This window comes from Aliisedimentitalea sp. MJ-SS2 (assembly GCF_032586155.1).
In the GTDB taxonomy this organism is placed as follows: domain Bacteria; phylum Pseudomonadota; class Alphaproteobacteria; order Rhodobacterales; family Rhodobacteraceae; genus JAWHTC01.
Genome location: NZ_JAWHTC010000002.1, coordinates 784,403 through 801,418, shown reverse-complemented (window position 1 = coordinate 801,418; position 17,016 = coordinate 784,403). Strand labels below are relative to the sequence as shown.

At 60.5% G+C, this 17,016-nt stretch carries 19 protein-coding genes and 1 tRNA gene; 14 read left to right on the top strand and 6 right to left on the bottom strand.

Annotated elements, in window-relative coordinates; translation table 11 throughout:
- Positions 1–73 precede the first annotated feature (73 nt).
- From pheS to RXV86_RS10375, 5 genes are read left to right on the top strand one after another with little or no spacing between them, the layout of a single operon-like run.
- Entirely contained in the window at positions 74–1,147 is a 1,074-nt protein-coding gene (pheS, locus tag RXV86_RS10395) for a phenylalanine--tRNA ligase subunit alpha (RefSeq protein WP_316299427.1), read from the top strand.
- Positions 1,148–1,170: 23 nt separating this feature from the next.
- Entirely contained in the window at positions 1,171–1,626 is a 456-nt protein-coding gene (locus tag RXV86_RS10390) for a hypothetical protein (protein ID WP_316299426.1), read from the top strand.
- The gene (gene pheT, locus RXV86_RS10385) at positions 1,623–4,019 is read left to right on the top strand and encodes a phenylalanine--tRNA ligase subunit beta (protein WP_316299425.1); all 2,397 of its coding nucleotides are present in this window, start codon (positions 1,623–1,625) and stop codon (positions 4,017–4,019) included. Before RXV86_RS10390 ends, pheT begins: the two co-directional genes overlap by 4 nt.
- Positions 4,020–4,023: 4 nt before the next feature.
- On the top strand, positions 4,024–4,458 hold the full coding sequence (locus RXV86_RS10380; RefSeq protein ID WP_316299424.1) for a GNAT family N-acetyltransferase: 435 nt from the start codon (positions 4,024–4,026) through the stop codon (positions 4,456–4,458).
- Between the two features lie 14 nt (positions 4,459–4,472).
- Positions 4,473–4,922: a YtoQ family protein gene (locus RXV86_RS10375; RefSeq protein ID WP_316299423.1), complete on the top strand. Its 450-nt coding sequence runs from the start codon at positions 4,473–4,475 to the stop codon at positions 4,920–4,922.
- Positions 4,923–4,946: 24 nt separating this feature from the next.
- Here the strand turns inward: RXV86_RS10375 and RXV86_RS10370 are convergent, their stop codons facing one another.
- Positions 4,947–6,383 carry a PLP-dependent aminotransferase family protein gene (locus tag RXV86_RS10370; protein ID WP_316299422.1) on the bottom strand — a complete coding sequence of 479 codons (1,437 nt, stop codon included), beginning with the start codon at positions 6,381–6,383 and terminating at the stop codon, positions 4,947–4,949.
- A 57-nt stretch (positions 6,384–6,440) separates the two neighbouring features.
- Here RXV86_RS10370 and RXV86_RS10365 point away from each other — a divergent pair, with 57 nt between their 5' ends.
- On the top strand, positions 6,441–7,079 hold the full coding sequence (locus RXV86_RS10365; RefSeq protein ID WP_316299421.1) for a pyridoxamine 5'-phosphate oxidase family protein: 639 nt from the start codon (positions 6,441–6,443) through the stop codon (positions 7,077–7,079).
- 57 nt (positions 7,080–7,136) lie between these two features.
- Positions 7,137–8,270: a mandelate racemase/muconate lactonizing enzyme family protein gene (locus tag RXV86_RS10360; RefSeq protein WP_316299420.1), complete on the top strand. Its 1,134-nt coding sequence runs from the start codon at positions 7,137–7,139 to the stop codon at positions 8,268–8,270.
- A gap of 10 nt (positions 8,271–8,280) precedes the next feature.
- Here RXV86_RS10360 and RXV86_RS10355 read toward each other — a convergent pair whose 3' ends face one another.
- The gene (locus RXV86_RS10355; protein WP_316299419.1) at positions 8,281–8,979 is read right to left on the bottom strand and encodes a glutathione binding-like protein; all 699 of its coding nucleotides are present in this window, start codon (positions 8,977–8,979) and stop codon (positions 8,281–8,283) included.
- A 153-nt stretch (positions 8,980–9,132) separates the two neighbouring features.
- On the opposite strand from RXV86_RS10355, the gene mscL reads away from it, so the two are divergent.
- The 7 genes from mscL to RXV86_RS10320 all read left to right on the top strand — a co-directional run bounded on the left by mscL (position 9,133) and on the right by RXV86_RS10320 (position 12,655).
- Positions 9,133–9,567: a large conductance mechanosensitive channel protein MscL gene (mscL, locus tag RXV86_RS10350; protein WP_316299418.1), complete on the top strand. Its 435-nt coding sequence runs from the start codon at positions 9,133–9,135 to the stop codon at positions 9,565–9,567.
- A 262-nt stretch (positions 9,568–9,829) separates the two neighbouring features.
- Positions 9,830–10,054, top strand: coding sequence for a hypothetical protein (locus RXV86_RS10345; protein WP_316299417.1), 225 nt, complete (start codon positions 9,830–9,832; stop codon positions 10,052–10,054).
- A 98-nt stretch (positions 10,055–10,152) separates the two neighbouring features.
- On the top strand, positions 10,153–10,620 hold the full coding sequence (locus tag RXV86_RS10340) for an SH3 domain-containing protein (RefSeq protein ID WP_316299416.1): 468 nt from the start codon (positions 10,153–10,155) through the stop codon (positions 10,618–10,620).
- A gap of 15 nt (positions 10,621–10,635) precedes the next feature.
- Positions 10,636–11,142 (top strand): hypothetical protein, encoded by a 507-nt coding sequence (locus RXV86_RS10335; protein ID WP_316299415.1) that lies wholly within the window; start codon positions 10,636–10,638, stop codon positions 11,140–11,142.
- 78 nt (positions 11,143–11,220) lie between these two features.
- Positions 11,221–11,297: transfer RNA gene (locus tag RXV86_RS10330), tRNA-Met, on the top strand.
- A 129-nt stretch (positions 11,298–11,426) separates the two neighbouring features.
- On the top strand, positions 11,427–11,999 hold the full coding sequence (locus RXV86_RS10325; protein WP_316299414.1) for a hypothetical protein: 573 nt from the start codon (positions 11,427–11,429) through the stop codon (positions 11,997–11,999).
- 191 nt (positions 12,000–12,190) lie between these two features.
- Complete coding sequence (locus RXV86_RS10320) at positions 12,191–12,655, top strand: MAPEG family protein (protein WP_316299413.1); 465 nt, start codon at positions 12,191–12,193, stop codon at positions 12,653–12,655.
- 6 nt (positions 12,656–12,661) lie between these two features.
- Here the strand turns inward: RXV86_RS10320 and RXV86_RS10315 are convergent, their stop codons facing one another.
- The 4 genes from RXV86_RS10315 to ald form a co-directional block, all read right to left on the bottom strand.
- Positions 12,662–13,312, bottom strand: coding sequence for a ferric reductase-like transmembrane domain-containing protein (locus tag RXV86_RS10315; protein ID WP_316299412.1), 651 nt, complete (start codon positions 13,310–13,312; stop codon positions 12,662–12,664).
- Positions 13,313–13,342: 30 nt separating this feature from the next.
- Positions 13,343–14,950, bottom strand: coding sequence for an arylsulfatase (locus tag RXV86_RS10310; RefSeq protein WP_316299411.1), 1,608 nt, complete (start codon positions 14,948–14,950; stop codon positions 13,343–13,345).
- Positions 14,951–15,028: 78 nt separating this feature from the next.
- Entirely contained in the window at positions 15,029–15,685 is a 657-nt protein-coding gene (locus RXV86_RS10305) for a hemolysin III family protein (RefSeq protein ID WP_316299410.1), read from the bottom strand.
- A 158-nt stretch (positions 15,686–15,843) separates the two neighbouring features.
- Positions 15,844–16,959: an alanine dehydrogenase gene (ald, locus tag RXV86_RS10300; RefSeq protein ID WP_316299409.1), complete on the bottom strand. Its 1,116-nt coding sequence runs from the start codon at positions 16,957–16,959 to the stop codon at positions 15,844–15,846.
- Between the last annotated feature and the right edge of the window lie 57 nt (positions 16,960–17,016).

The following is a 17,016-nucleotide window of genomic DNA, read 5'->3' as shown; positions in this document are numbered from 1 at the left end:
GGTTTCCTGCCATTCGCTTGCAATCGTGCCCCCGGCTCGCTAGCAGGACAGCAACGAATTACCGGAGGGTCCGATGGACGATCTGAGAGACAAGTATATTGGCCTGATTGCCGAAGCCGGGGACGAAAACGCCCTGGAAGACCTGCGCGTGCAGGCGGTGGGCAAGAAGGGCGAAGTCAGCTTGAAAATGCGCGAGCTGGGCAAGATGACCCCGGAAGAGCGGCAGGTCATGGGGCCGAAGCTGAATGCGCTGAAGGGCGAGATCAACAGCGCCCTGGCCGCCAAGAAAGAGGCGCTGGAAGACGTGGCGCTGGATGCGCGTCTGCGCGAGGAATGGCTCGATGTGACCCTGCCTGCGCGCGATGCGCGTCAGGGCTCGATCCATCCGATTTCACAAGTCACCGAAGAGGTCACCGCGATCTTTGCCGACATGGGTTTTGCCGTGGCTGAAGGTCCGCAGGTTGAATCCGACTGGCATAACTTTGACGCGCTCAACATCCCCGGCCACCACCCGGCGCGGGCCGAGATGGACACGTTCTACATGCATAGGGCCGAGGGCGACGAGCGCCCGCCGCATGTGCTGCGCACCCACACCTCGCCGGTGCAGATCCGCTCGATGGAATTGCAGGGCGCGCCGATCCGGGTGATCTGCCCGGGCCGGGTTTACAGGGCGGACTATGACCAGACCCACACGCCGATGTTCCATCAGGTCGAGGGGCTGGCGCTGGATACCGATATCTCGATGGCCAACCTGAAATGGGTGCTGGAGGAATTCGTCAAGGCGTTCTTTGAGGTCGACGATGTCGAACTGCGCTTCCGCGCCTCGCATTTCCCGTTCACGGAACCCTCGGCCGAGGTCGATATCCGTTGTTCCTGGGAAGGTGGGCAGTTGAAGGTCGGCGAAGGCGACGACTGGCTGGAAATCCTCGGCTCCGGCATGGTGCACCCCAAGGTGATCGAGGCCGGCGGGATCGACCCGGAGGTCTATCAGGGCTTTGCCTTCGGCATGGGCATCGACCGCATCGCGATGCTGAAATACGGCATCCCCGATCTGCGGGCGTTCTTTGATTCAGACCTGCGCTGGCTGCGGCATTACGGGTTTGCGAGCCTGGATGTGCCGACGTTGCATGGGGGGTTGAGTAGGTGAGTACAGAATCCACCGTTGGCTGGATGGACTGGTTGCAGTTGGCTGCTCCATTTGTTGCGGTGGGTTTTGGCGTCGTCGTCTACAAACTTCAAAAAGCGGAAGACAGAAGGCACGAAGCACTATTGGAGCGAAGGAAAACCTACTGCGAATTTATTGACGCGACCTCACGCTTTGGCCACGACAAACTGTATGACGAGTCAGAACGAAACATGCTGAAAGTTGAAGTGTTCCGTATCTACCAGCATGTTCTTCTGACTTCTCCAAAACCTGTCGTCGAAGCAGCTAAGCTTTTTGTGCAATCGCTGCTGCATACTCGAGGTGAAAGCACGTCCGCTTCAAAGGAACTAGAAAAAGAGGGCGGTGACATAATCTGGAAGAAGCGAAGGGCGCTTATTTCAGAGATGCGTCGCGATTTGGCCCTCGAAGCGAAAGCACTTCCAGATTTCCCTCTGGAAGAAAAGGAAAGACAAGACCAATGAAATTCACCCTCTCCTGGCTGAAAGATCACCTCGACACGCAAGCCAGCGTTGACGAGATCGCCGAGGCGCTGACCGACCTTGGGCTCGAGGTCGAGGAAATCATCAACCCGCTCGACAAGCTGAAGGGCTTTACGCTGGCCAAGGTCACCAAGGCCGAGCAGCACCCCGATGCCGACCGGCTGCGCGTGTGCATGGTGGAGACCAACGAAGGCGAGAAACAGATCGTCTGTGGCGCGCCCAATGCGCGGGAAGGCATCACCGTGGTGATCGCCAAGCCGGGCGATTATGTGCCGGGTATCGACCTGACCCTGAAGGTCGGCAAGATCCGCGGTGTCGAAAGCCACGGCATGATGGCGTCGGAACGTGAAATGGAGCTGTCAGACGAGCATGACGGCATCATCGAACTGCCCTCGGGCGAGGTGGGTGACAGTTTCGTTGACTGGCTGACCGAAAACGCGCCGGACAAGGTCGACCCGGTGATCGACATCGCCATCACGCCGAACCGTCAGGACGCGCTGGGCGTGCGCGGCATTGCCCGCGACCTGGCCGCGCGCGGTCTGGGCACGTTGAAACCCGAGAAGACGGCGCAGGTGGAAGGCCAGTTCGACAGCCCGATCAATGTGACCATCGACGAGGACACCCGCGACGGCTGCTATGTCTTCGCCGGTCGTCTGATCAAGAACGTGCAGAACGGCCCCAGCCCCGAATGGCTGCAACAGCGGCTCAAGGCGATTGGCCTGCGCCCGATCTCGAAACTGGTTGATGTCACCAACTTTTTCACCTTCGACATGAACCGCCCGCTGCACGTGTTTGACGCCGACAAGGTCAAGGGCGACCTGCGCATTCACCGCGCCAAGGGTGGCGAGACCCTCGTGGGGCTGGACGAGAAGGAATACACGTTCAGCGAAGGTCAGATCGTGATTTCGGATGATGAGAATATCGAAAGCATCGCCGGGATCATGGGCGGGCTGGCGACCGGCTGTACCGAGGAAACCACCAATGTCTTCCTTGAGGCCGCTGTTTGGGACCATATCCAGATCGCGTATGCGGGACGTGCGCTGAAGATCAATTCCGATGCGCGCTACCGCAACGAACGCGGCATCGACCCCGCGTTCAACATGCCCGCGATCGAACTGGCGACCCAGATGATCATGGAGCTGTGTGGCGGTGAGCCGTCGAACGTGGTTGTTGCCGGTGAGGTTCCCAACACCGACCGCGCCTACAAGCTGGACGCCAAGCGGGTGATCAGCCTCGTCGGGATGGATATCCCCGAGGCCGAACAGCGCCAGACCCTGACCGCGCTGGGCTTCCGCATGGACGGTAACATGGCGCACGTTCCGAGCTGGCGCCGCGATGTTCAGGGCGAGGCCGATCTGGTGGAAGAAGTGGCGCGGGTGGCGTCCCTGACCAAGCTCAAAGGCATTCCGATGAAGCGGGTGCAGGCGGGCGTGCCGAAACCCATCCTGTCGCTGCATCAACGCCGCGAACAGGCCGCGCGCCGCATGGCTGCGGGCCTCGGCTATAATGAATGCGTGACCTATTCCTTCATCGACGCCGCCAGTGCGGCGCTGTTCGGTGGTGGCGACGACGCGACGATGCTGGAAAACCCGATTTCGTCGGAAATGAGCCATATGCGCCCCGACCTGCTGCCCGGCCTGTTGCAAGCCGCCAGCCGCAACCAGGCGCGCGGCATGAATGACCTGGCCCTGTTCGAGGTTGGCCCGGCCTTTCACGGTGGCGAGCCGGAAGAGCAGCATTTGCAGGTCACCGGCCTGTTGGTAGGCCGCACCGCATCGAAGGATGTGCACGGGGCATCCCGCGCCGTCGATCTGTTCGATGCCAAGGCCGATGCCGAGGCGATCCTGTCGGCGGTGGGCGCACCCGCCAAGGTGCAGATCCTGCGCGACGGTCCGGCCTGGTGGCATCCAGGGCGGCACGGCAAGATCTGTCTGGGCCCGAAAAAGGTGCTGGGCATCTTTGGCGAGCTGCACCCGAAGGTGTTGAAAGCCATGGGCGTGAAAGGCCCGGCCGTGGCCTTCACCATCTGGCCCGATGAGGTGCCCGCGCCGCGCAAAAAGAACGCCACCCGCCCGGCGCTCGATGTGAGCGACCTGCAGGCGGTGGAACGCGATTTCGCCTTCGTGGTCGATGAAAGCGTCGAGGCGTTGACACTTGTGAACGCCGCGGCCGGTGCCGACAAAGCGTTGATTGAAAATGTCCGCGTGTTCGACGAGTTCATCGGCGGGTCGTTGGGTGAGGGTAAGAAATCCCTTGCCATCACGGTACGGTTGCAGCCCCATGGCGAGACCTTGAAAGATGCCGATATCGAGGCGGTTGCCGGCAAGATCGTCGAAAAGGTCGCCAAGGCCACCGGCGGGGTTCTGCGCGGGTGATACGATGACGGTCTCGATTCGTCGCGCCGCGCTTTGCGATAGCAGGGCTTTGGGTGCGGTGTTCGAGGCCGCTTTTGCTGCCTATCAGAAGGCAGGGTTAAAGATACCACCAGTCGGTGATGGCGTGGAACATGATATTCGTCATCACGCAGTCTGGGCGGCGGAAGACAACGGTGTGATCGAGGGCGGGTTGGTTTTGTCGGTCGACGGGGCTCAGGCCCATCTGGTTCTTGTCGCGGTTAGTCCCAGCGCTGGCGGCAAGGGAATTGGCACGGCTCTGATTGACACGGCAGTTCTGTTTGCGCGCGAAAATGGCGTGAAAGAAATCAGGCTGGCCACCCATCGGCGACTGACGCAGAACGTATCGCTGTATCAGCGTCTGGGTTGGCGCAAATCCGGAACCGAGGGGGACAAGGTCCTGATGGTTCGAAACATCTGAAAGGGAGATTGGACATGACATTGAAAGTCTATCTGAGCGGTGAGATTCACACCGATTGGCGCGAGCAGATCGTCGAAGGCGCCAGGGGGCTGGATGTGAGCTTTGACGCGCCGGTAACGGATCACGGCGCATCCGACGATTGCGGTGTCGCGATCCTCGGGTCCGAGGACAACAAGTATTGGCACGACCACAAGGGCGCGATGGTGAACGCGATCCGTACCCGCAAGGGGATCGCCGAGGCCGATGTCGTGGTGGTGCGCTTTGGCGAGAAGTACCGCCAGTGGAACGCGGCGTTCGATGCGGGCTATGCCGCGGCGCTTGGCAAATCGCTGATCGTGTTGCAGATGCCCGAGCATGATCATGCGCTGAAAGAGGTTGATGCGGCGGCACTGGCCGTGGCGCGCGAGCCGTCCCAGGTGGTCGAGATCTTGCGGTATGTTCTGACCGGTTCGCTGCCGGGGTAACGCGGTTGCGGGCTGAAATCCGCCCTACGCAGACAGGATGCCGGCGAGCTTTTTCACGGCGGCCTCAAGCGTTGGCTCGTCAAACCCCGCATATCCCAGAACAAACCCCTGTTGTGGGTGTTTCGAGAAGTAGCGTGACAGCGGGCGCAGGGTCAGGCCGACTTGCTCCGCCTGTTGGCCGACCACTGTATCGGGTTTCGTCAATGCCGGGCCGGGTCGGGCAACGATATGCATGCCGGACGGGTCGGGAGTTGCGGTCAGGTGGTCCGGCAGATGATACGCCAACGCGTTCAGCAGGGTCTTTTGGCGCTTGGCGTATAGCCGCCGCATCTTGCGCAGGTGGGCGGCGAATTCACCGGTTTCCATGAAATTGGCAAGCGCGGGTTGCGGCACCAGTGAGGCACCCTGATGGTGGCTGAGTGCCGGGCCAAACCGCGGCAAAAGCGATACAGGAACGACGAGGTATCCCAGCCGCAGGGCGGGACTGAGCAGTTTCGAGAAGGAACCGATGTAAAGTGTCCGATGCGACCCGTCGAGCGCCGAGAGCGCGGGCAAGGGCTGGCCGACATAGCGGAATTCACTGTCGTAATCATCTTCGAAGATGAAGGCGCCATTCCGGGCTGCCCAGTCGATCAGCGCCAACCGGCGCGGCAATGGCAGGGTGATGCCGAGAGGATAGTGCCGTGATGGCGTGACCAGCACGGCGCGGGCCGATGGGCAATCACGTGCGGCGCTTTCGATGTCGAACCCGTCCGTATCGATGGCATGAGGACGAGGCACCAGATCGGCGTCGCGCATGGCCGCCTTCATCGGCGCAAAACCCGGATCCTCCATCAGCACCTTGTCACCGGGTGCCAACAGCGCGCGCGCGGCCAGCGCCATGGCCTGGGTCGCGCCCGAGGTGATGATGATCTGTCCTGCGCTGACATTCAGGCCACGCCATGCTGACAGGTGTGCGGCAATCGCATCGCGCAGAGCGGCGTACCCCGCCGGGTCCGGCAGGGCTAGAAGCGCTGGCTCGGGCCTGCGCCAGGCGCGTTCCAGGTGCCGCGCCCAAAGGGCATGGGGAAAGGCTGCAAGGTCGGGAATAGCAGGGTGGAAGGGCAGGGGTGCTGTGGGCGCGTCAGGCTCGGGACCCGGTGCCGGTGCGCGCGACGGTGGCGAGATATGCGGCAGGTTCGACGCCACATAGGTGCCAGCGCCCTGCCGGGTTTCAAGGTATCCTTCGGCGGTCAACTGGTCCAATGCAGTGGTCGCGGTCATCCGGCTGATCGACAGCTCGGCAGCAAGCGCACGCGACGCAGGTACCCGCGCGCCAGGCGGGGCAATCCCAGTCAGGATCATCCGGCGCAGCGCATCGGCCAGCTGTACGTGCAAGGGTGCGGCGGCTTCGCGCTCGAGCGACAGGGCATAGAGTGCGGTCTGAAAACTGGACTGGGATTGTTTTTCGATATTGGCCATTTGATACAGTCCAATAGAGGTCTACCCAAAACAAGACAAGTGAAGAAGGAAAGAGCGATGACCGCCCCCACCGACAGAACCCGCCTGCGCCGTGCTCATGAGCGCGGTTCTTACGACGCCGAGAGCCTTTACAAGGTTCTGGATGCGACCTGCATGTGCAACGTGGCCTATGTGATTGACGGAAAACCCTATGCCACACCGACGCTGCATTGGCGTGAGGGTAACCATGTCTATTGGCATGGGTCTTCGGCCAGCCGGATGTTGAAGAAAAGTGCAGGTGCCGAAGTCTGCCTGACCGTTTCGATTCTGGATGGCTTTGTCATGGCGCGTTCCGGCTTTCACCATTCGGTCAACTATCGTGCGGCGATGCTGTTTGGAACTGCGTTCAAGGTACTGGATGACGAAAAGGAAGCGCGGCTCGACAACTTCGTGAATGGATTGTGGCCGGGACGTATGGATGTTCTGCGGCCCAACGATCCACAGGAACTCAAGGGCACCACTGTGCTGGGCATGGAAATCAACGAGGCCAGCGCCAAGGTTAGTGCCGGTGGCCCTGTGGACGATGACGAGGACTATGAATTGCCGATCTGGGCCGGGGTGATCCCGGTGGAAACCCGCGTTTTGCCGCCTGAACCTGACCCGCGCAACCTGCCCGGTGTCGAGATGCCAGACCACATCCGCGATTTCAAAATCTGAGTGCCAGGAAGGTTTAGTGCTGGACTCGGGCGCTAACGCTGGCTCACGCTTGGCGTCATGAAAGTCACGGCCGTCAAAATCACTCCGCTGCTCGTTCCCTATAAAAAGCCTTATTACTGGGCCCAAGGTATCATTCATGGGGCCGAGGTCCTGCTGGTCGCGGTGGAAACCGATGCTGGGATCACCGGGTATGGTGAAAGCATCGCCTCACCCGATGCCCTGGCGGTGGCCGGGTTTCTGGCCAAGGCAGGAGCGATGTGCGTCGGACGGGACCCGTTCGACAACGCGCGTCTGATGGCAAATGCCTATCACGCCTTGTTCCAGGCCTTGGGGACATGCAGTGCGCCGCGTTTTGGCGGGCAGGTTCTGGCCGGGCTGGAAATGGCGCTTTGGGATGTAATGGGCAAAGCCGCCGGGCGTCCGGTGCATCAGCTTTTGGGCGGGGCCGTGCATGACAAGCTGCAGTATTTCGGCTTTGCCATGGGCGAAACCGCCGAAGAAGTTGCGGCGGAGGCGACGGCATTCGTGCAGGAGGGGGTCGCGACGATTTACCTTAAGGTCGGGCGCGGTGATGCGCTTGATCTGAAAACGGTGGCCGCCGTGCGAGCGGCGATCGGGCCCGAAATACGGCTGCGGGTGGACGCCAACGAGAAATGGACCCCGGTACGGGCGCGCCGGATGATTGACCGCATGGCCGATTTGGGGGTTGAGATGGTCGAGCAACCCACCCCGTCGGACAGCCTTGCCGCGTTGGCGCAAGTGCGGGCGTCCAGCCCGGTTGCCATTGGCGCGGACCAAGTGAATTTCACACCCGAGGATGTGGCCGCGACGCTGGCGGCGGATGCTGCGGACCTGATCGTTCTGGGCGTGCACGAGACCGGCGGGCTTACCCGCTTCATCAAGGCTGGACGGATTGCCGAAGCCACAGGTGTCGATGTCTGTATTCACGGGCTCTATGAGACCGGGATCACCACTTGTGCTGCGCATCAGGCGGGGGCGGTTCTGCCCAATCTGGACGATGCCAACCAATACATGAACCATTTCCTGGAATGGGATATTCTGGCTGGCCCGGACCTGGCCTTGAACAATGGCAGTCTTCCGGTCCTTACCGGGCCGGGCCTTGGTTTCGAGCTGGACTTGGAAGCTGTCGCGCGGGCGGCTACGCTTTGGCGCACAACCTTCGACGGCTAACCCTGCTGCATCAGTCGCGTGGGGGAATGTTGAGACCGCGTTTCACTGCCGGACGTTCGAGGAAGCGGTCGAGATACTCGTCGACATTCTCGAAATCGTCGAACCCTACAGCGTCCGTCGCCTCGTAGAAATCGAGCGCCCGGACCCAGGGCGCAATGGCGATGTCGGCAATCGAAAACTCCCCCATGACCCAGTCCTTGCCTTCAAGCGCGCCATCAAGAACGCCCAGAAGACGCCGGGTCTCACCCAGATAACGCTCGACCGGGCGCTTGTCTTCGATCTCGGCCCCGGCGAATTTGTAGAAGAACCCCAGCTGCCCGAACATCGGGCCGATCCCGCCCATCTGAAACATCAGCCATTGGATGGTCTGGTAGCGGGTCAAAGGATCCACCGACAAAAGCTTGCCGGTCTTTTCAGCCAGGTAGATCAGGATTGCCCCGCTTTCAAAAAGCTCGACAGGGGCGCCGCCCGGGCCGTCGGGATCAATGATCGCCGGGATCTTGCCATTGGGGTTGAGGGACGTGAATTCAACGCTTTTGACCTCATCATCCGACAGCATCACCTTGTGCGCCTCATAGGCCAGGCCTGTTTCCTCGAGCATGATTGAGGCCTTCACTCCGTTGGGGGTGGGAAAAGAATAAAGTTGCAGGATGTCCGGGTTCTGAGCGGGCCAGCGGGCATTGATCGGGTGGTTGGTGACAAAGCTCATCATGTTCTCCTGCAAGCGTTTTGGGGAAAAATAGCGCGCTATTCCCATAATGACAGCGGAAAAAAGTGTATTAACGTGTTACCATTCGCGTGGGTGTGGAGGACAGGCAAGCAAGACTTGGCCACATCCGGGACAGCAAAGCAGGGGAAACACATGCTCAAAGAGTTCAAGGATTTCATTGCCAAGGGCAATGTTATGGACATGGCCGTCGGTATCATCATCGGTGCGGCCTTTACCGCGATCGTCAAGTCGATGGTCGACGACTTGATCAACCCGATCATCGGGCTGTTCATGGGCGGCGTTGATTTCAGCAACAAGTTCATTGTTCTGGGTGGCGACGGCACGGATTATTCATCGCTTGAAGCGGCCCGCGAAGCCGGGGCATCGGCCTTTGCCTATGGCGCCTTCATCATGGCCGTGATCAACTTCTTGATCATCGCCTGGGTGGTGTTCATGCTGGTGCGCTATGTCAACAAGGCCAAGGAAGCCGCCGCCAAGGAAGAGGAGGCCGCTGTTGAAGAGGCCCCCGCGGGTCCCAGCGAACTGGATCTGCTGACCGAGATCCGCGACGCGCTGGCCAAGAAGTAGTCAGTCTTTCCCAGACGGATTTTAAAGGCCCGCCTTTCTGGCGGGCCTTTTCATGTTCCGGTAATGGTTTCGTGTCCGGTTTGGCCACCATCAAGGACAGTCCAGTAGAACTGTCGGATAGTGATACTTTGCATATCTCCCTGACCGCCTGCCGTGCTGCTCTCTTGCCACGGGATTTTTCTGGCAATGCCGGCACTCTCCGACACCCCGTCCGATCCTGGTGAGCAGATGAACAGGGCCCGGTATCCCGACGCAGGCAGAGGTGACTACCGCGACCCAGCCCTGCGCCCTGCTCGGATTGGCGCCTGTTGCTTTTATCGCTGACGATGATGAGGTTCTGATCTACTACGCCACCCCGCTGACTTCGGATTTCGTCATGTCGGCTACCTACTTGCGTGAAACGGGCAGGCTGCGCCTGAGAGTGCTCGATTTCATTCGCTACGCTGCCACCTACGAGGCGCTGCGGGCGGGCAAACCCGCGCAGTGATGGACCCGTGCGGACATTCCGCCCCCGGTTTGAACTACCGCAAAGTGCCATTTCCGCGATCCGTGCTAGACTGCCCGCCATAAAGACAGGAGATTTTCATGAAACGGTTCGTTCTTTCCCTCGTCGCGTTGATATTCGCTGCCGGCCTGGCCTGGGCTGGCGAGATGCGCATCGTCAACAGCCCCGGGGATGGCTACCTGAACCTGCGCACCGGGCCGGGAAGCCAATATGACATCATAAGGCGGATGTATCATGGCTCGATGGTGGATGTTCTGGAACGCGCCGGGAAGTGGAGCCGGGTGCAGCATGAAGAAACCGGTGCGGTCGGCTGGGCCTTTCACAAGTACCTTGCGCCCTTCGAGGGTGGCGTACCGATGAAGTTCGTTTATTCACCCGGTGACGGTTATCTGAACCTGCGCACTGGCCCCGGCACCGGCTATCAGATCATCCGGCGCATGTATAACGGCGAATCGGTGGAGATTCTGGAACGCAAGGGAACCTGGGTCAGGGTCTATCACCAGTCCGGCGCACAGGGCTGGTGCTCGGTCAAGTTCCTGCGCAACTAGCGGGAGCATGGTGTCATGATCCGCTATCTATTCCTGCTGCTTTGTGCCTTTCTGGCGCCGCCGCTCACGGCGCAGCAATCGGCGGAGTTTCCACGGCAAAACAGTTTTGTCATCCACCTGACAAGCTCGCAATTTGCCAGCGGGTACGGCGAGTACCTCGTGCCGGTGCTGCTCAAGGCCTTCAAGCGTACCGGCATGGCCCACGCCAAGACGATCAAGGCGGATTATGCCCTGACCATCGAGCCGGGAATGGATGTGGGTAAATGGTATGAGCGGGACGGGGAATCGGTCTGGCTGTATCGCCGGACCATCACCATCGGTCTGACCCCGGCCGAGCAGGATGTGGAGCCCGAAGGCCGCCTTGCACCAGGCTTTGCCGTGACAACGGTTCTGCTGACACCCAACGCCGACCGCGATGACGAGTTCAAATGCCTCGTGTCACTGACGACCCGCGAGTTGGCGGCGCGCTATCGGCCCAACGGGCATGTTCATGTCGATGGCACGGGCTGTGCCCGGGAATAAAGCGCCTCAACGACCTCGGCCTGTCGATTTCTGTTTGACAGTGCCGGGCGGCGCGGATAGATGCCTCTGCGTGTGAACGGCGTGATAGCTCAGCTGGTTAGAGCACAGCACTCATAATGCTGGGGTCGGTGGTTCAAGTCCACCTCACGCCACCACACACCAATCCCTGGAAATCGACAGCTTCCGGCGTTGTGGGCCTCGTGTCTACGCGAACGTGACTTGGTATTTATGCGCCTTGTGCGCTAGCCCGTCCAAGCGCAACATGGACCAAAGGGAGGGTCGGAATGATGGACCAGATCAGGAGCACCGCCAAAGCAATGGTTGTGGCTTTGGTTGGAATTGGGTCTGCGGCTCATGCCCAGACGGCTGGGCAGGGTACCCAGATGCACGGCCATGGCCACATGCAGCATGACGAGGTCAACATGCCGGGCCTGCGTGGCAAGAACGCCACCAAGCAGGAAAGCGCAGAACTGGCGGTGATGTTCCGCAACTTCCAGGCCATTGAACGCAGCGTCGAAGACCTGCCAGATGGCATCCGCGCCGTGACCTTTTCCAAGGACCCTGAGTTGATGGAGGTGCTGATCAGCCACGTGGTCGGCATGATCGACCGAGTGGAAATGGGCAACGATCCGCAGATCATCATTCAAAGCCCGACGCTGGACATCCTGTTCGAGCGGCGAGAGACGCTGACCACCGATGTGGACATCACCGATGAGGGTATCGTCGTAACCCAGACCTCGAGTGATCCAGAGGTCGTGGCGGCGCTGCATCTGCATGCCCACGAGGTCACCCGCATGTCCGATCAGGGGATGCACGCGGTGCACATGATGATGATGGAGCGGCAGGCGCAAAACTGAACCGGGTTTGCCGGGTTTTACGCTGGAGGTCCAGCCGCGCAGACCACAGGCAGAGCTGGGGGGCCAGCCCCCCAGACCCCCCGGGATATTTTTGGCAAAAGGAAGGGGGGCTGCGGGTGGACGACGTCATCCCAAACTTCCATCAAAGCCGGATGCGCATTAGTCTGCTCCTCAAGACGTTATGAAAAGGAATGCGCGTGTACACCTTGGACAACCCGGTTTTCGCAACCTACGTGATCGCCGCGGCCTTGATGGTGCTCAAGCTCATGGGGCAGGGTTGGATGACGGTTTACCGAATGATGAAAAGCAACTCGGGCCTCGCCAGCCCCGAGGACGCGCAGAAGGGCCTGCTGAACGCCGCGCCTGATCCGTCACAGCTTGAGGTCAACGATTATGTCGACCGGTCGCGGCGGATGCATCGCAATGATCTTGAGAACATTCCGGGGTTCTGGGTGGCAGGGTTGTTGTTTGTTGCCGTTAACCCGGCGGTGTGGTTGGCGCAGGTGCTGATGTATGGTTTTGTCGCCGCGCGGGCGGCGCATTTCGTTGCTTACGCCACCAAGCAGAGTCATGAAGTGCGGGCCACGTTCTATACGATCGGGTCGTTGATCGTGATCTACATGGCCCTGCACGTGTTGTGGGTGGTTCTGTTCTAGGCTGATCTAGGTTGCGCGTGCCGGGTGCGGGCGCAAATACCAGTACCAGACGCGGTAACCTTCCAGGATCGCCAGCGGGGTAAAATGCACCAGCGCAGGCGCAATGCCTTCCCAACCATCCTTGGCGGCCCAATGCAATAGGGTCAGCACGGCCGCACCATAGACCCAGCGTTGCAACGATTTCCAGCCGGGGCCCATGGCCTTGACCGCGCCGTCGAACGAGGTCGCTGCCAGCGGCAGGAAGATCAGGAAGGCCAGCCAGCCGGTCCAGATGTCGAAATGGGTGACCTCGGCCAGAATCTTGGACAGCGTGCCTTCGTGCATCATGTAGAACAGCAGATGCAGCGCGGCATAGCCAAAAGCAGCGACACCGAAATACCGGCGATTCTTTTTCAGCCAACGCGGCCCGCGCCAACCTTTTAAGATCATCCCCAAAGGCGTGGCGATCATGGCAATGATCATGAAGCGCGCTGCAAATTCCCCGGTCGGGTGCAGTGCGTGTTTCAGCGCCTTGGGGTCGGTTGAAGTCAGGGCGTCGTTCAGGATGCCAAGGGCGGGCAGGGCAAAGAGAATCCAAAGCCAGTAGGGCGAGAGGCGGGACAGCATGTCGGTAATCCACTTCAGGGTTGCAATGCTCCTGATACGTGGTTGGTTCATGCTTCCGTCGCTGCGCGCGCGACTTATTTGTCATCCTTCGGCGTTTTCCATATCCCATGCCGCCAGCAGCCTCGGCAAGGCCACGTTCCAGTCCAGAACGCCGGTTTTAGCGGCCCAATCCTCGTACTGCCGGATCAGATCGCGCACCCGGTTGGGCTCGCCCTTGATCAGGTTGTTGAGCTCGGTTCGGTCGGCTTCCATGTCGTAAAGCTCCCAGTCCTGCCCATGCAGGCGGACCAGCTTGAACTGTCCCAGGCGGATTGCGGCATTGCCTTCATGTTCGAAAAAAATCGGTTGTTCGCGATTCCAATCCTGTCCGCGCAACAGTGGCAGGAAGCTTTCTCCCTGGCAGGGTTGCACCGCGTTGCCGCCAATCTCTGACAGGTAGTCGGCCCCAGCCACCTCGAGGATCGTCGGCAGGATATCGACCACATGGGTGGCAGCATGACGCGTGGCTTGCGGCGCAAAGCCGCGCGGCCAATGCGCCACCAGCGGAGTCGAGATACCGCCCTCGTGCACGTAATGTTTGAACAGGCGGAACGGAGCGTTCGACACGTTGGCCCAGGGCTTGTCATAGCTCTGATAGGTCTGCGCATCGCCGGGCATCACGTCGGGCCGGTTGCCCATGGTGACCCTTCGACCGTCATGCAATTTGTCGGGAAAGAACTTGGCCCAGCCATCCTCGGCCATGAACTCGGCACAGCCGCCATTGTCGCTAAGGAACAGGATCAGGGTATCTTCGAATTGCTCCAGCCGCTTCAGGGCCTCGATCAGCGTGCCGATGGATTGGTCCATCCGATCCACCATGGCGGCATAGGTCGCCATCTTGCGGGTCTCCCAGTTGGTGTTCTCCTCGGCCTCCCATGGGTGCACATCGCCATCGCGAGGCGAGATCTGCCAGTTGGCCTGAAAAAGATCCATGGCGTTCATGCTCTCATGCCGGGCGGTGCGGGTCGCATCCCAGCCCTTGTCGTAAACGCCATCATAGCGGGCAATATCCTCTGGATGGGCATGCAGCGGCCAATGGGGCGCCGTATGGGCGAGGTAGAGGAAGAACGGCTGCTCCATTTCGACCGATTCCTCGATCATGCCAATCGCCTTGTCGGTGATCGCATCGGTGAAATAGAAATCATCTGGGTAGGTTTCGACGCGGTTGTCATCTTCCAGCATGTAATGCGGGGAAAAGAAATGTGTGACCCCGTCGACGATGCCGTAGAAACGGTCGAAACCGCGCTGCCGGGGCGTGGGGTGGTCCACGTCGCCCACCCGCCAGCTGTCAACCTCGCGCGCCATGAAATCCCCGCCAACATGCCATTTTCCGCTCATGCAGGTGCGGTAGCCGCTGGCGCGCAGATGTTCGGCAATGGTGGCGGCATCGTTGCGCAGGAATCCCTGATAGGCGGGTGTGCCCAGATCGGCGCCCATATGGCCGATGCCGGCATTGTGCGGATAGAGCCCGGTCAGAAGCGAGGCCCGGGTGGGGCAGCAGCGGGCGCAATTGTACATCGCGGTCAAAAGGGTACCATTTTGGGCCAACCGGTCGATGTTCGGCGTACGGATTTCCGAGCCGGTACAGCCTAGATCGGCAAAGCCCATGTCATCGGCCAGGATTAGGATCACGTTGGGTTTGCGGGTCATCGAATCGCCTTTCCTGTCGGTGTCTGTCCCGACAGTAGGCCACTTGTTAAAAACCGGAAAATCTTCGACCGTGCGGTGCTACCCGCTGGCCTGCGCCCCCATGGCGATGGCAATGAAGAAACAGACCGAAGCCGACAGGACAAACCCGTGCCAGATCGCGTTCGAGAATTTCAGGTTTTCCCAGACATGAAACACCACGCCCAGCGTATACAGCCCGCCACCTACCGCGATCAGGATCAGCGCGCCACCGGGCAGCACCGAGAACAGGGAACCGACGAGCAGTACCGACAGCCAGCCCATGATCAGGTAAAGCGCGATGCCCTGACTGTTGGGGTTGCGCCAGAAGAACAGCTTGCTGATCATCCCGAAGGCCGCCAGTCCCCAGATCGCCGCCAGTACGAGGTAGGACGACAGCGATCCGATCATCACCACCAGTGGCGTATAGGTGCCGGCGATCTTCAGGTAGATCGCCGCGTGATCGAACCGGCGAAAGGTCGTCCGCCAGTGCTCCCACGGGGTGAAGTGATAGATGCCCGAGGCAAAGAAACCGGCAATCAGGGTCACGCCGTAAACCGATAGGGCCACGCTCTGACCGCCGCTGACATGGCCCCAGGTCCAGATGATCAGCCATATGGTTCCGGTCAGCGCCCCGGCAATGCCAAGGATGTGCATTGCGGCATCAAGAATCCGTTCCGAGCGGGCAAAGGTGGGATAGGGCGGATGTTGGTCTTGCATGGGTACCAGCCTAACGCCGGCTTGCACATCGGCCTAGTCGTGCGGATGTGCATGGGCGGGAAGTTGCCGGTTAACCCTAGGGAAAGCAAACAAAAAAGCGGCGCTCTCGGGAGGAAGAGCGCCGCAGGGTCCGACGGCCGGATGGCCCTCGGAGGAGCTTATTTGATAATCAGCTGGGGCGAGACCACGTCCATGCCCAGCGCCTTGCCTACTGCATAATAGGTCAGTTGCCCGGCGTGGACATTGAGACCGTTCAGAAGGTGCGGATCGTCGGCGCAGGCCTGTTTCCAGCCCTTGTCGGCCAGCGCCAGCATGAAGGGCATGGTGGCGTTGCCCAGCGCGATGGTCGAGGTCCGCGCCACAGCGCCCGGCATGTTGGCGACGCAGTAATGCATGATCCCGTCCACATTATAAATTGGATCGGCATGGGTGGTCGCCTTCGAGGTTTCGAAACAGCCACCCTGGTCGATGGCCACATCCACCAGCGCCGCGCCGGGTTTCATGGTCGACAGTTGTTCGCGGCTGATCAGCTTGGGTGCGGCGGCACCGGGGATCAGGACCGCGCCAACCACCATGTCGGCCTGTTCAACCAGCTCGGCGGTGTTGCCTTGCGAGGCATAAGAGGTCTTGAACTCGCCGCGCATGGTGTCATCCAGATAGCGCAGGCGCGGCAGGCTCATATCCAGCACGGTCACATCCGCGCCCATGCCCGCAGCAACACGCGCCGCATGTGTGCCGACGACGCCGCCGCCGATGACAACCACCTTGGCTGGCGGTACACCGGGCACACCACCCATCAACACGCCGCGGCCACCATTGGCCTTTTGCAGGGTCCAGGCGCCGACCTGCGGTGCCAGCTTGCCCGCGACCTCGGACATCGGCGCCAGCAGCGGCAACCCACCCCGGGCATCGGTAACGGTTTCATAGGCAATCGCAGTGCAGCCGGACTCGAGCAGATCGTTGGTCTGATCGGGATCGGGGGCAAGGTGCAGATAAGTGAACAGAAGTTGACCTTCGCGCAGCATTTTGCGCTCGACCGCCTGGGGTTCCTTCACCTTCACGATCATGTCTGTGATGGCAAAGATTTCCTCGGCGGTGTCGAGGATATGCGCCCCTGCCTCGATATAGTCGGCGTCTTCAAAGCCCGCGCCCATCCCGGCGCCGCTTTCGACAATCACCTCGTGACCATGGGCCACCGCTTCGCGCGCGGCATTGGGCGTCAAGCCAACGCGGAATTCCTGTGGTTTGATCTCTTTTGGGCATCCGATTTTCATGGGGTCTCTCCTCGCTCCCAATCGCCATTTCTGACAGATTGTCGCAGTTTGCATGCA

Bases quoted from the DNA above. Each gene is read 5' to 3' on its own strand.
- RXV86_RS10390 (WP_316299426.1), top strand. From the start codon at position 1,171: ATGGACTGGTTGCAGTTGGCTGCTCCATTTGTTGCGGTGGGTTTTGGC.
- pheT (WP_316299425.1), top strand. From the start codon at position 1,623: ATGAAATTCACCCTCTCCTGGCTGAAAGATCACCTCGACACGCAAGCC.
- RXV86_RS10355 (WP_316299419.1), bottom strand. From the start codon at position 8,979: ATGAGCTTTGTCACCAACCACCCGATCAATGCCCGCTGGCCCGCTCAG.
- mscL (WP_316299418.1), top strand. From the start codon at position 9,133: ATGCTCAAAGAGTTCAAGGATTTCATTGCCAAGGGCAATGTTATGGAC.
- RXV86_RS10380 (WP_316299424.1), top strand. From the start codon at position 4,024: ATGACGGTCTCGATTCGTCGCGCCGCGCTTTGCGATAGCAGGGCTTTG.
- pheS (WP_316299427.1), top strand. From the start codon at position 74: ATGGACGATCTGAGAGACAAGTATATTGGCCTGATTGCCGAAGCCGGG.
- RXV86_RS10305 (WP_316299410.1), bottom strand. From the start codon at position 15,685: ATGCAAGACCAACATCCGCCCTATCCCACCTTTGCCCGCTCGGAACGG.
- RXV86_RS10335 (WP_316299415.1), top strand. From the start codon at position 10,636: ATGATCCGCTATCTATTCCTGCTGCTTTGTGCCTTTCTGGCGCCGCCG.
- ald (WP_316299409.1), bottom strand. From the start codon at position 16,959: ATGAAAATCGGATGCCCAAAAGAGATCAAACCACAGGAATTCCGCGTT.
- RXV86_RS10315 (WP_316299412.1), bottom strand. From the start codon at position 13,312: ATGAACCAACCACGTATCAGGAGCATTGCAACCCTGAAGTGGATTACC.
- RXV86_RS10320 (WP_316299413.1), top strand. From the start codon at position 12,191: ATGCGCGTGTACACCTTGGACAACCCGGTTTTCGCAACCTACGTGATC.
- RXV86_RS10310 (WP_316299411.1), bottom strand. From the start codon at position 14,950: ATGACCCGCAAACCCAACGTGATCCTAATCCTGGCCGATGACATGGGC.
- RXV86_RS10325 (WP_316299414.1), top strand. From the start codon at position 11,427: ATGATGGACCAGATCAGGAGCACCGCCAAAGCAATGGTTGTGGCTTTG.
- RXV86_RS10365 (WP_316299421.1), top strand. From the start codon at position 6,441: ATGACCGCCCCCACCGACAGAACCCGCCTGCGCCGTGCTCATGAGCGC.
- RXV86_RS10360 (WP_316299420.1), top strand. From the start codon at position 7,137: ATGAAAGTCACGGCCGTCAAAATCACTCCGCTGCTCGTTCCCTATAAA.
- RXV86_RS10370 (WP_316299422.1), bottom strand. From the start codon at position 6,383: ATGGCCAATATCGAAAAACAATCCCAGTCCAGTTTTCAGACCGCACTC.
- RXV86_RS10340 (WP_316299416.1), top strand. From the start codon at position 10,153: ATGAAACGGTTCGTTCTTTCCCTCGTCGCGTTGATATTCGCTGCCGGC.
- RXV86_RS10375 (WP_316299423.1), top strand. From the start codon at position 4,473: ATGACATTGAAAGTCTATCTGAGCGGTGAGATTCACACCGATTGGCGC.